Source organism: Bacillus arachidis (genome assembly GCF_030285945.1).
GTDB lineage: Bacteria > Bacillota > Bacilli > Bacillales > Bacillaceae_G > Bacillus_A > Bacillus_A arachidis.
The window spans coordinates 2,632,085-2,644,629 of record NZ_CP127376.1 but is presented as its reverse complement, the minus strand read 5'-3'; the positions used below and the strand labels follow the sequence as shown (position 1 = coordinate 2,644,629).

Genomic DNA, 12,545 nt, shown 5'->3' with positions numbered 1-12,545 from the left:
ACTAATAGGATGAGAGGAAGAGCGAAATGAAAGTCAGACACATTCGAGAGGGAGATTATGTAACGATTCATTCCGTCCTTAATGAGTGGTGGGGCGGAAGAAATATGGCTGATATGTTACCAAAACTTTTCTTTGTTCATTTTCGAGAAACGAGTTTTATTATTGAACAGGACGGAGAGACACTAGGATTTTTATGTGGATTTTTCTCACAAACATATACCGCTGAAGCATATGTTCATTTTATTGGAGTAAATCCAAAGCATCGAAGAAAGGGCATAGCTTCTACACTATACTCATATTTTTTCGATGCAGCTCGCGCAAATAATCGTCATATCGCAAAAGCGGTAACTTCTCCAGTAAATAAAAAATCAATTCAATTTCATCAGGATATTGGATTTGAAATTGAAACAGGTGATGGAGAAGTGGATGGGGTATCTGTACATATAAATTATGATGGGAATGGAGGGAGTAGGGTATTGTTTGTGAAGAGGCTATAAAGTGAAACTTTAATCAGTGGAGGTCTTACTGTCCGCGAATAGCGGGATAAATAACGAAAAACTATGTAAAGGAGGAGTATTATGAAGACTTTCATTTACATGGTGAGACATGGCGAATCACCAAAAACAGAAGAAAATGAAAGAACAAGAGGCTTAACTGAAAAAGGGAAATTAGATACTTATCGAATAACTGATATATTACAAGGGGAGGGTATTGAAGTATTTGTTTCAAGCCCATACCATCGATCCGTCCTAACGATTCAGGGATTAGCTAAACACTTAGGGCAAGAAGTTTTCGTATTTGAAGACTTAAAAGAGAGAATTTTTTCTGCGGAAGATAAGCGAATGCCTGATAAGGAATTATTTTCTTTGTTAAAAAAGTCATTTTCTGATCCAAACTTCGCTTTAAAGGGAGGGGAGTCTAATGCGGCTTGTCAGAAACGAGCTATAAAAGTTTTAAAAGAATTATTAAAGACTTATCAAGGGCAAAAAATAGTATTAGGCACTCATGGAGCTGTTATGGCTTTAATGATGGGGTATTATGACAGTCAGTACGATTTAGATTTTTTACTACAAACATCAAAACCAGATATATATAGAATGGAATTCAATGGTGAGGAATTGGTGGGGGTTAAAAGGTTGTGGAAATAAAGTGAAACGTAAAGGTCTCCCCTTACCAAGGGGGGCTTTTTAGGATGAAGTTTATAAGTAATGTTGTCCTCAAAAAAGCACTTAGCTGAACAAAAGTAACAACCTTTGTTTACAGTGCATAAAAAAATATTATTAATTTTTCGTCATCCCCGTAACTTTTTAAGTAGGAAAATCGTTAAATTAAATGAATGCTAATTTTATAGATTATAAAAATGGATGGGGGGAAATTATGAAGGTCCTTATATTAGGAGGTACTCGTTTTTTAGGAAGAGCGTTAGTAGAAGAAGCATTGAAAAGAGGGCATGAGGTCACCTTATTTAATCGTGGTACGAATCAGGATGTATTTCCTGAAGTCGAGCAACTAATCGGTAATAGAGACAGTGATGTATCAGTCTTAGAAAATCGAAAATGGGATGTTGTAATGGATACATGTGGATTTGCTCCTCATCAAATTAAAAAAATCGCTTCTGTACTTGGAGACAACATCGAACATTATACTTTTGTATCAAGTATCTCTACTTATAAAGATTGGATTCCATTTCATATTAAGGAATGCTATCATTTACAGTCTATTCCGCCTACTGAAAAGTTGAAAGCGGTTGAGAATGGGGAAATATCACCTTATGAGTATTATGGAGCATTGAAAGTTTTATGTGAGGAAGAAGCAGAAAAACATTGGCCTGGGCGAGTTTTGCATATAAGAGCAGGGCTTCTTGTTGGACCATTTGACTATTCAGATCGACTCCCGTACTGGGTTCAGCGTGTAGCACAAGGTGGAAAAGTAATGGTGCCGGGGCGTTCAGACCGTCCTGTTCAATTGATTGACGTAAAAGATGTAGCAACGTGGGCGTTCGATATGACAGAAAACAGAAAAGTAGGCAAGTTTAATGTAACAGGACCGAATGATGAATTGACGATTGAAGACCTATTAAATACTTGTAAAGCAGTAACAAACAGCGATGCTGAATTTGTATGGGTAGAAGAGCAATTTCTATTGGAAAGTCAAGTGCAGCCTTGGACGGAGATGCCTTTATGGATTCCTGAATCTTTCCCGTTAGAAGGAGAAACAGAACCGTGGAAAGGTGGCTTTTTCATTAGTATAGAAAAAGCTGTTAACGCTGGTCTTTCTTTTAGACCTATTGAAGAGACCATATATGATGTGTATCAATGGGAGAAATCGAGAGAAGATATAGAGCGAAAAGCAGGTATATTAAGAGGAAGAGAGCAGGAATTGCTAGAAGCTTGGTTTCAAAAAGAGAAATTGTGATGAGGGAATATGTATCAAACAGAGGAGAGTGAATTTAGGTAATCGTCATTCCTAAAATTAGGAGTTCTAAAAATTCAAAATCCTCGTGTAATGAAAATTAGATTTAAAAAATTCACTTTTGCCCCGTCCTAAAATTAGGCGGGGTTTTACATGTTTCGGGGAATATAATTTTGATTGGATATTAATTGTAAATGCTTTACGATCTCCCCTAAAGAGAGAGTCAACGATAATGTAAGAAAAAATATAAAGGGAGTGATTAGGGTGGAAAACTTATTTTCCATTGGGGAAGTAGCTAAAATAAAGGACATTACAATCAAAGCGTTAAGATATTATCATAAAATGGGAATTCTCATTCCGAAATATATTGATGAATCGACAGGTTATAGATAGTATTCCATAGATCAATTTATTCATATAGACATTATAAAAAGCTGTAGAGAGTTACACACAAGTATAGTAGAACTTCAAGAGATTTTTAAGGACTGTGATACTGATACACTACTACAATTTTTACAATTAAAAAGAAATGGAGCAGAAGACAATATAAATAAAATGCAAGAAATTATCAAAACCATTGATAGCTTAAATATGAAGGTAAAGAATTCTAAGGATATATTACATGATGATGAAATATCCATTAAGTTCTTTGAAGAGCGTCGCATAATTGTAGCACCATGTAAAGAAGTAGGAAGTTTAAAGGAGTTACTTTCTTATTCAGACTTAGAAAAAATCATTCATGATACAGAAGAGAAAATGTCAATGGAAAGAGGAATCATATATAAGGTTAATTCAGAGTGGACTGTAGAGCCAAGGTATGTTTTTAGTAGATTTCAAGGGAATTCCAATATAGAAGCTGGACAAAATATAAAAATATTACCAAAGGGAAAGTATTTAACATTCGCTTATAGCAAGGAAAATGAAGAGGAACGGAGAAATAAAATCATTAAATATGTAAAAGAAAATAATTTGAAAGTTAAAAGTTTTGTAGAAGTGGAGTTACTTAATGATGTCTTTAATAAAGAATCTTATAGTTGTCAAATTCAAATCTTTATAGAAAATGATGAATTAGTTGACTATTAGGATAGTCGAGATGAACCGTATCATAAGTAAATTGGAAGGATTCTTATGAAAATTTTATACTTAGTTAGCAAGATTAACTCCATTTTAATCAAACTTTATTTAAAATGGAGTTTTTGTGTTGGTTAATAAAGAAGGGGATGGGACTTCATTTTAATCAAGTTTTAATTCAATATTATATAAAGAAAAGTAAAAAATTCTAAATATATACTTGAATGAAGTATATATTTTTGTTAAATTTATCCTATGGATAGAACAAGTTTAATTAAAGGTCATTTAGAGATGTGTGTGTTATCTATTTTGTCAAAGGGAAAAAGCTATGGATATGAAATTATGAAGGAGTTAGAAAAACACAATTTAAAACTGAAAGGAGTAGGAAGCATTTATCCGATTTTGACTAAGCTTAAAGATCAAGAATGGGTTCATACTTACCGTGAAATGACAGAAAGTGGTAAGGTTAGGGTTTATTATGAAATCAATGAAAAGGGGAAAGTGTATCTTCAGAAAAAAATCAACGAGTGGTTGGAATTACAACAGGATATAAAATCCCTACTGCAAAGTGATTTGAAGGGAGAGCATTTGGAATGAACATAAATTTGACCAAGGAAGAAAAACAGTTTGTAAAAGAAGTTTTGGAAGAATTAAAACAATATCAAGTCAGTTCAAAGAACAGAAGAATCATTAGGCAGCAGCTTTTAGAGCATATACAAGAATGTCGTGAACACGGTCAAGATAGTCTAAAAGATTTAGTAGATACAACAACATTTGTTAAAGACTTTTTAGAAATGAACGGAATAGATCTTCATTCTGAAATCAAACAGATACGAAAATCCAAAAATAGAACAGGAATTGTATTTGTGATAGGATTCCTTACTTCAATTGTTACTTACCTCATCTCACAACTCATACTATCTATGTTTTTAACAGAATCATTTAACCCACTGCATACTAATAATGCGTTTGACTATAATATTTTGTATCACATAGCAGATAATTCTTGGTGGAATTCCTTACTAATGATTACTAGCATTTCAATTTCCTTACTAATCTCTACGTTGGTAGTGTTTCCTATCCGAAAAATAAATGTTAGTAGGCGAAACTTTATATGAACCTACTAAAATTCATTATAATTTTAATTTGTTTAGTATTTAATGCATGCACTTTATTCCTATCAGCCTCAAAAGTCTCCGCAGAACAAGATATGAAAGATACTATAGACAACTATGTAGCAGCTTTTTTAAAAGAACATCGAATTCCAGGTGCTTCAATCGCTATTGTTCATGAAAATGATTTGTTTTATTCTAAAGCATGGGGAGTAACGGGAGAAACTGAGGAAACAGTGACGACTACAACTCCCTTTACTATAGGATCGATAAGTAAATCATTAACAGGTTTAGCCATAATGAAATTAATTGAAGAAGGTACCGTTAACCTAGAAGATCCAGTCAAAAAATATATTCCGTGGTTTACACTGAAAGATAAAGAAGCATCTTCTAAAATAACAATTAAACATTTACTTACCCATTCAAGTGGGATTAGTACTTATTCGGGTTTAGCAATATCAGACAAAGAATTTGATGGGCTCAACGCTATAAATGATAATGTGGAAAGTCTATCAAATGTTGCGCTTACCGCTCTACCTGGAGAAAAGCATCAATATAGTGATGCGAATTTCTTAATTCTTGGTGCTCTTATTGAAGAAGTTACCAATCAAACGTATTCTGACTACATGAAGCAGGAGATTTTTTTACCATTAGGTATGAAGAATGCAGCAGCTGATAATGATACTGCATATAAAAAAGGATATCTTGCTGGTTATCAATCATGGTTTGGGATTCCTAGAAAAAGTTCGGTAACATATGATAATGGGGGAGTACCGTATGGGTACATAACAGCAAGTGCAGAAGATATGGTTCAATACATCAAATTCCTTAGTCGAAAAGAGAATGACAATTTTTTAACTGAAAATACTATGAATCTTTATGTATCACCTCATATTCAAACTGGTGAAAACCGTTTCTATAGCCTAGGACTAAGAATTACAAATCCAGATTCTGAGGAGAAAATGATATGGCATTCAGGCTCAACCCCTGATTCGCATGCTGAAATGTTTTTTATACCGAAAATAGGTTGGGGCGGCGTGATTCTTACCAATAAAAATCATATTCTGGAAGAAGAGGCGCTTTTCTATTTGAAGCAAGGTATTATAAATATAATAAATGGAGATGAACCTGTTGATATTCCTTCAAATACTCCTATTGTTCAATTAATTACAATTGGGGTAATATGTTTACTTTTTCTAATGCTTGTTTATCTGTTCGTAAAGATGAGATCAAAAAAAGTTCGTAAAAGAAGCATATGGTACATTTACGGTATCATTTTCTTGGTGCTATCTATTGCGATAATCCCGGGATTAACCTATATTACGGATTCTCCATGGCATGCGATTTATGTGTTTTCTCCAGATTTAGCTTATTTATCAATTGGAGTAGTTATCTTGTTTGCTCTTAATGGATTGTTTTCTATCATGATCGCTTATAAACAAAATTTGCAAGTGAAGTATTTTAGCGGTTAAATATTAAATCATATAAAGGGGATACAGAATAATGGATCTTACATTCAAACTAGAAAAATCGTGTTTCAACTATCGAGTCGGTGCGATATGTAAACATAATAATAAAATGTTAATGATTCAAAATGAAGGAGAAGATTTCTGGTATGTACCGGGTGGACGTGTACAGATGCTAGAAAGCAGTGAATTGGCAGTGAAAAGAGAGCTTAGAGAAGAATTAGGAGTAGATGTTGATGTGAAGAGTCTGCTATGGATGGCTGAAAACTTCTTTACATATGATAAGCATCAGTACCATGAAATTAGTTTTTATTATGAAGTGAATTTGCTTGAGTTGCCTGCAAAGGGAGAGGATACTTTTGTTCTTGAAGAAGACGGCAAAAGGTATGTATTTCAATGGGTACCTTTAGAGCATATAAATGAATATAACTTAAAACCAGGTTTTCTAAAGGATAAAGTGAATGATTTGCCTATTCATATGGAACATATTGTTAGGAATGAATAAAAAGAGATAGGAAGATGGGAATTGGGACTTTATTTTTAACTAATAGGGGATTATAGAAAATATACTAAGGAAAGTATAAGGTTCCAAAATATGTATTGGAAATGATATTCCTAAATATAGAGTTATAGTATGATAGAAGAGAAGCACAAAAGGAACATAGGGGGATTGCTATGATCACATTACAGCAGAAACTGGAGCAATACACACATATATATGCACAGTTAAAAGGGGAACTAAAGTGGAAAACGAGTGATTCTCGGACAGGAATGATGATTGCCGCTATGTATACAGGTAGCGATAAACCGTTTGATCTTGGACGTTTTTTAGAAATTAGTAGCTATATTAAGGATCAGGTAGGGATGTTTTCATACTTAAAGTCTTATCATCGTTTTGTAGTTGCAGCAACATTAGATATTCACTTTACGCATTACAAAAAAGCCTTTCAGCAGTTTCTAGACATATATGAACGTTTGGTTGCTGGCGGCTTTAGCCGGAGTATATTTACTTATCTCGCAGCAGCAGCGCTTTTACCAGAAGAAAGTGGGCAGCATGACACACGCATTCAGCGGTCGATGCAAGTATATAAACGCATGAAAGAGGATCATTTCTTTCTTACAAGTGCAAATGATTATCCGCTCGCTGTTTTGCTAGCAGGGCAACAAGAGAAAGTAGAGACGCTCATGGACCGGGTGGAACGTTTCTATCAGAAGTTGGCGGCAGCTGGCATGCGCAAAGGAAACGATCTTCAATTTTTAAGCCATATTCTTTCGTTAAAGAAAGATGTAAGTGAAGATGTTTTGGTAGCACGCTACATAAACATATGGAACATGATGAAGCAAGAAAAAGTAAAAGTGAAACAGATGCATTATCCGGCTATCGGGCTACTAGCGTTGCTTGAGGATGGAGAGAAAGAGGTTCATTCTATTCGAGCATTCATTGGAAAATTGCAGGGGGACAAATTATTCCGCTGGCATACGGATGCAAATATTCTTATTGCGATCCAACTGTTCGTAAGTCAGAAAGGTGCGGAAAGTCAGGCTGCCAGCACAGGCTTGCAAACAATGGTAGAGGTTCTTATTCAGGCGCAGCAGGCAGCTATGCTAGCAGCAATTACTGCTTCCTCTGCAGCAACCTCTGCTAGCAGTGGTTCATAACATGCAATGTGCGGCATGAACTTTTTCAAAAAGGGTTACATAGATTAATATTTAATTCAAAAGTCGCTTGTCTGCTGACGAGCGACTTCTTAGTCTATGTTAAATTAATGAGGTAAGCGTCAAATATTCCCCACTTACTATTTGTAAATAGCCAATTTTATGCCGCATTAACGGATAGTAACACTCCCACCTCAAAATTCAGCGAAAGCATTGTCCAGTTCCAGTGGCTAGAATGTTCGGTGGCTTCGCTTCTTCCTGCGAGGTAAAAAACACCTCTACGTCAGAAGCTCCATCCCCCTCACATTCTAGACGAGCCACTTCCACTTTTCTTTAAGAAGTTAGGTGGGAGATGAACTGTCCGTAAAAGCCCGATTGGTGAGGGCTAATAATCAGTGGGGGATGAAGAACCCCCCACTGATTAAAGTTTCACTTTATCGAAAGATGTTAAATCAATAAAAAATATTTGCATTTTTAGGAAGTTGTATGTCGGTTTCATATAAGTGCAGTAAGTATAAGAAATGCTATTCAATAACTTTTTCTAGTATCCCTCTATCATTTAAATCTTCTGTTAATGATAAAATCTTTTAATCTTAAAAAAACATAAACTTCAATAATACGAAAGAAAACAAATGAACATATATTTAGAAAATTATAATATATTATATGGTGTTTTTTTCTATACTGTATACAAGAAACATTACAATTATCAATTTTATTACAATCATCAGTTTTCGGTCGTTAGCACATTACAAAATGGAGGTTGTTAAAATGAGTGTAAACGTAGAACAAGTTAGATTGGCAAATGATGAGGAAACTTATAGAAAATTAAATATTCATCCTACAGAACCGCAGCCAAAAGAGGATGGCATGCGCACAGATGGAAGGGAGGGTTCTTTTGAGTGGTGGTATACTGATGCCGAATTTGAGGACGGAACAACTGTGGTGACTACCTTTTACACAAAAAACCACTTTGATGTTCTTGGACCAGCATGGCCTACAGTCCAAATTGATATTACATATCCTGATGGCACCAAAATCCTTATGTCTTCTCAAGAGGCTAAAGGTAGCAGGCTTAACGCTAAAAAAGATATTTGTGATGTCAATATCAACAAATCCTACCTCAAATATCAAGATGGACAATATGTCCTTCATTTTGAAGAAGGGTATATTAAATATCATGCTGTAATGACGTCAAAATTACCGATGTGGCGTCCAAACACCGGTCATTGGTTCTACGGAGACCGAGATGAGCACTTCTTTGCATGGTTTATTGCTCAACCATCCGCGACAATCGAAGCTACTTTGACTATTGGTGATAAAATGATTCAATTAAATGGGACTGGTTACCATGATCATAACTGGGGCAATATTGGCATGGAGAAATTGATGAATCATTGGTATTGGGGAAGAGCTAAAGTTGATGGTTTTGACATCATTGCTTGCGACATTATTGCTGAGAAGAATTATAACTACAAAAGGTTGCCTGTGTTTATGTTAGCCAAAGATGGAAAAATAATATCGGACGATCAATCTCTTACTAAAATTCAGAGGGAAGATATTATAGAACATCCCGAAACTAAAAAGTTTATGGATAACCATTTAATATACCTTCAACCTATTTCAAGTTTTGAGTCTTATACAGTAGAATTTATTAGAAATAGGGATATTGTTTCAATAAGTTTATTAGACAATTTGGATTCTACTCAGGCTTTGATAGCCAAAAAGTCAGGAGCTAACCCTACCTATACTCGTATCTTAGGGGATGTTCAACTAACTCATGAATTGAATGGTGTGAAAAAAATTTATAAAGCTGAGGGTTTATGGGATCAAATGTTCTTCGGGAATAATAAATATGCTATCATCAACAATTAGCTAAGAGACAATTAATAGCTTCACTTTTCACTCATAATGTGTGAAAGATCAGATTGTTTACAAAACCTTGTTTTTCGAGCTTATCTGGATAGAGCGCTCTTTTTATTTCCTGTTTGTGAAGTTTCGGAATACGAGTTGAAAGCATATTGGTGTCTACTATTATGCCAGTCATACTATGGGGATAGTTCCCGAAGATGAAGTATTAAATTTCTGTGATGTTGTCGATGAATGGATAGTAATTGGTTTTCAAGTATAATTTGATAATAAATTCTCTACTTAGTTACGATACTTTAAACGTCCCGATAAAAGTGTCATATTGCTCGTGAAATACTAGAGAAAAAGAGAATCTAAGGAATTGAACTTTCTTTAGATTCTCTTTTTTTATTTTCTATGCTCAAGTTGATAAATTTATTTTCTTTTAACAAATCAATATAAAAGGAGGTTGATTATGGGAACAACAGAGCATGCTAGTATTTTCACTTAATAAGCACGAAGCACATGCAATAAATAATCATTTCGATTCAGTGGATTATAGTCTACTCGTTTTCGCGACGGGAATTTTGAGTCGATTTTACTATATCCACAAGATCTAGAGATAAAGACACCTTCACCTTCCGTAAAAGAATGCAGTATGCGCTTAAAATTCTCCGTTTGGGCCATCGGCAGAGTTCCTGTTAAACAAAAGGATTCGTTATGAAGTACAGGTTCTGTAAAAGCTGCATGTATAGCTGATAATTTATACATTGCTGTGCTAATTGAATGCGTTGGTACCGTTAATTCAAACTCATTTACTGGTTCATATACATTGGTCCCGGCTTGCTTTAAAGCATCCATTAAGACAAGTGGTGTTAGTTTTCTAAAATCACCAGCTGTCGTTACAGGACTTGCATAGCCGGTATGCGTTAATGTTACGACGATATCAGTGACTTCCCATCCATATAAGCCTTGTTTTAACGTTTGGAATACAGTGTCTTCAATGGCTTTATGAAATGCTAAAGGCAATGAGCCAAGCTCGACTTCTAAGTTATAAGTGATACCAGAACCTGGTGCACCACGTTTAATGTGAAAGCCAATCGTTGCATAGAATGGGTTATTGTTTTCACCCATGATTTCTACAGCATTTCCGGCTCCAATTGGTTTTTCTATACATACAATTCTTGTATTTGAAAAAGAAACCTCTAAATTATATTTTTCCTGTAAAGTTGTTTCAATCACTTCTTTTTGAACTTCACCAAACAGCCGAATATAGATTTGATTGTGAATGTCATCTTTCATTACTTTTATAAGTGGATCTTCTTCGGATAGTTCTACGAGTGCTTGATATAGGTTATGTTTTTTCTCTTTTGGCCGCGCTTCAATTGCAGCTTCCATTTGAGGTTCTGCAAAGTGAATGTCTTTCACTTTATCTGACCATTCACCTATTACATCACCGATTCTAATGTTGCAAAGCCCCCATACCTTACAAAATTCTCCTGTGCCAACAATAGGGGATTGAACAGCATTTCCATTATGAAATATATGAAGCTTTTTTATTTTTTCTTTGTGTGAAGTGGTGTTTACGTCACTTTGTTTTCGATTGATATTAATATATTTTCTTACTTGTAAACAGCCGGAGAATATCCGAACGTATGCAATTTTTTCTCCAGAAGGTTCCCTTTCAATTTTAAAAACAACTCCTGATAAAATTTCATCTCGGTTATTGTTTGAAACATTCTGTGGAATCATTTTTGAAACACCTTCAAGTAATTCGGGGACACCCATACCCGTCATCGCTGAACCGAAAAAGATTGGATATACATTTGCATGCTGAATCTGATCCCAAAATTCATCTCGTAAAGTGTCTTCATGTAATACTTCACCATTTACATAGGATTCAAGTAACGATTCATTATGTGATGCTAGAAGTTCAATATACTCATCATATACAGCAGCATGTACTTCGTTTTGAATGATACACGCATCTTTTGTCCCCTCATTTTTCACTTTATATAGTGGGAGTACTTGATTAGTAAGCATATCCCGTATTTGTTGGATTACTTTAGTAGTTTGAGCACCACTCCGATCAATTTTATTGACGAATAGTATGGTCGGAATGCCTAGTTTCTGCAGAGTTTTCATTAAAATTTTGGTTTGTGCTTGAATACCTTCTACCGCAGATATTACTAAGATCGCTCTACTTCAGCAATAAAATCAGCATGACCTGGTGTGTCAATTACATTTACTTTGAGATCATTTATAAAAAATGAAACGACAGCCGCTTTAATAGTAATTCCACGTTGTTTTTCTAACTCCATCGAATCTGTTAGTGTACTTCCTTTATCTACTTGACCCATTTCCTGAATTACATTGGTATTATAAAGAATACGCTCAGTCAAACTCGTCTTTCCAGCGTCTACATGCGCTACAATTCCTATATTTATTGTTTTCATATGTTAAAATCCTCATTTCGTTTTTCATGTTCATGTTCATGTTCATGTTCATGTCCTCATTTCTTTTAGTAATAAATTGCCGCATTACAATCACTCTCCAGTCTTGTATGATATTTCTATTATAAGGAATTTTTTGTAATTTGTAACATGATGAAGTATTAAATTTTGGGAGAAAACAGGTGGTAAGAAAATTGACTCAAGGTTTAGGGAACATCAATACCAAGTAAAAGCTAGATTGTTGAAGGATGATAATTAGTAGGAGATGAAGAGGTGCGATATGCGGTAGATTATTTAACAACTCTTTTGTTTGTACTGGTAGCTATACTGTGGCTGCACTCCAAACGGAACGTCGCATAAAAGCAGTAGCGAAGTTAACAGAGTTCTTTGGTGAAAATCTGTAATAAGTAAGAAAGTTGCAGTCGTTTTCCAATTTTATTATAGGGAAACGGCTTTATATTGTTCATGGAGGTTATGGTAAAAGGGAAGAGGTTTTATTTTTTTATGTCAGCCAAAAATAAAAAAAC

General features: G+C 34.8%; 9 protein-coding genes and 2 pseudogenes. 10 read left to right on the top strand and 1 reads right to left on the bottom strand.

Annotation, left to right across the window (positions count from 1 at the left end; genetic code table 11):
* The first annotated feature begins 26 nt into the window (after window positions 1-26).
* The 10 genes and pseudogenes from QRY57_RS15175 to QRY57_RS15130 all read left to right on the top strand — a co-directional run bounded on the left by QRY57_RS15175 (window position 27) and on the right by QRY57_RS15130 (window position 9,592).
* Complete coding sequence (locus QRY57_RS15175) at window positions 27-497, top strand: GNAT family N-acetyltransferase (protein ID WP_286015439.1); 471 nt, start codon at window positions 27-29, stop codon at window positions 495-497.
* A gap of 81 nt (window positions 498-578) precedes the next feature.
* On the top strand, window positions 579-1,148 hold the full coding sequence (locus QRY57_RS15170; RefSeq protein WP_026592873.1) for a histidine phosphatase family protein: 570 nt from the start codon (window positions 579-581) through the stop codon (window positions 1,146-1,148).
* A gap of 229 nt (window positions 1,149-1,377) precedes the next feature.
* Window positions 1,378-2,415: an NAD-dependent epimerase/dehydratase family protein gene (locus QRY57_RS15165; RefSeq protein WP_286015438.1), complete on the top strand. Its 1,038-nt coding sequence runs from the start codon at window positions 1,378-1,380 to the stop codon at window positions 2,413-2,415.
* A gap of 261 nt (window positions 2,416-2,676) precedes the next feature.
* A pseudogene (locus tag QRY57_RS15160) lies at window positions 2,677-3,495 on the top strand (MerR family transcriptional regulator).
* Between the two features lie 243 nt (window positions 3,496-3,738).
* Window positions 3,739-4,080, top strand: a complete 342-nt coding sequence (locus QRY57_RS15155) for a PadR family transcriptional regulator (RefSeq protein ID WP_098303399.1) — start codon at window positions 3,739-3,741, stop codon at window positions 4,078-4,080.
* Window positions 4,077-4,601 carry a hypothetical protein gene (locus QRY57_RS15150; protein WP_286015437.1) on the top strand — a complete coding sequence of 175 codons (525 nt, stop codon included), beginning with the start codon at window positions 4,077-4,079 and terminating at the stop codon, window positions 4,599-4,601. Before QRY57_RS15155 ends, QRY57_RS15150 begins: the two co-directional genes overlap by 4 nt.
* Window positions 4,598-6,067, top strand: coding sequence for a serine hydrolase domain-containing protein (locus QRY57_RS15145; protein WP_286015436.1), 1,470 nt, complete (start codon window positions 4,598-4,600; stop codon window positions 6,065-6,067). Before QRY57_RS15150 ends, QRY57_RS15145 begins: the two co-directional genes overlap by 4 nt.
* Window positions 6,068-6,098: 31 nt before the next feature.
* On the top strand, window positions 6,099-6,566 hold the full coding sequence (locus QRY57_RS15140) for an NUDIX hydrolase (protein WP_286015435.1): 468 nt from the start codon (window positions 6,099-6,101) through the stop codon (window positions 6,564-6,566).
* Window positions 6,567-6,736: 170 nt separating this feature from the next.
* Entirely contained in the window at window positions 6,737-7,720 is a 984-nt protein-coding gene (locus QRY57_RS15135; RefSeq protein WP_286015434.1) for a DUF4003 domain-containing protein, read from the top strand.
* A gap of 768 nt (window positions 7,721-8,488) precedes the next feature.
* Window positions 8,489-9,592 carry a lipocalin-like domain-containing protein gene (locus QRY57_RS15130; RefSeq protein WP_208017666.1) on the top strand — a complete coding sequence of 368 codons (1,104 nt, stop codon included), beginning with the start codon at window positions 8,489-8,491 and terminating at the stop codon, window positions 9,590-9,592.
* Window positions 9,593-10,072: 480 nt separating this feature from the next.
* Here the strand turns inward: QRY57_RS15130 and QRY57_RS15125 are convergent.
* Window positions 10,073-12,021: pseudogene (locus QRY57_RS15125) on the bottom strand (GTP-binding protein).
* Window positions 12,022-12,545: the final 524 nt, after the last annotated feature.

What these genes read in the sequence shown, in the direction of transcription:
- QRY57_RS15175 (WP_286015439.1), top strand. Translation starts at nt 27, where the DNA reads ATGAAAGTCAGACACATTCGAGAGGGAGATTATGTAACGATTCATTCC.
- QRY57_RS15170 (WP_026592873.1), top strand. Translation starts at nt 579, where the DNA reads ATGAAGACTTTCATTTACATGGTGAGACATGGCGAATCACCAAAAACA.
- QRY57_RS15165 (WP_286015438.1), top strand. Translation starts at nt 1,378, where the DNA reads ATGAAGGTCCTTATATTAGGAGGTACTCGTTTTTTAGGAAGAGCGTTA.
- QRY57_RS15155 (WP_098303399.1), top strand. Translation starts at nt 3,739, where the DNA reads ATGGATAGAACAAGTTTAATTAAAGGTCATTTAGAGATGTGTGTGTTA.
- QRY57_RS15150 (WP_286015437.1), top strand. Translation starts at nt 4,077, where the DNA reads ATGAACATAAATTTGACCAAGGAAGAAAAACAGTTTGTAAAAGAAGTT.
- QRY57_RS15145 (WP_286015436.1), top strand. Translation starts at nt 4,598, where the DNA reads ATGAACCTACTAAAATTCATTATAATTTTAATTTGTTTAGTATTTAAT.
- QRY57_RS15140 (WP_286015435.1), top strand. Translation starts at nt 6,099, where the DNA reads ATGGATCTTACATTCAAACTAGAAAAATCGTGTTTCAACTATCGAGTC.
- QRY57_RS15135 (WP_286015434.1), top strand. Translation starts at nt 6,737, where the DNA reads ATGATCACATTACAGCAGAAACTGGAGCAATACACACATATATATGCA.
- QRY57_RS15130 (WP_208017666.1), top strand. Translation starts at nt 8,489, where the DNA reads ATGAGTGTAAACGTAGAACAAGTTAGATTGGCAAATGATGAGGAAACT.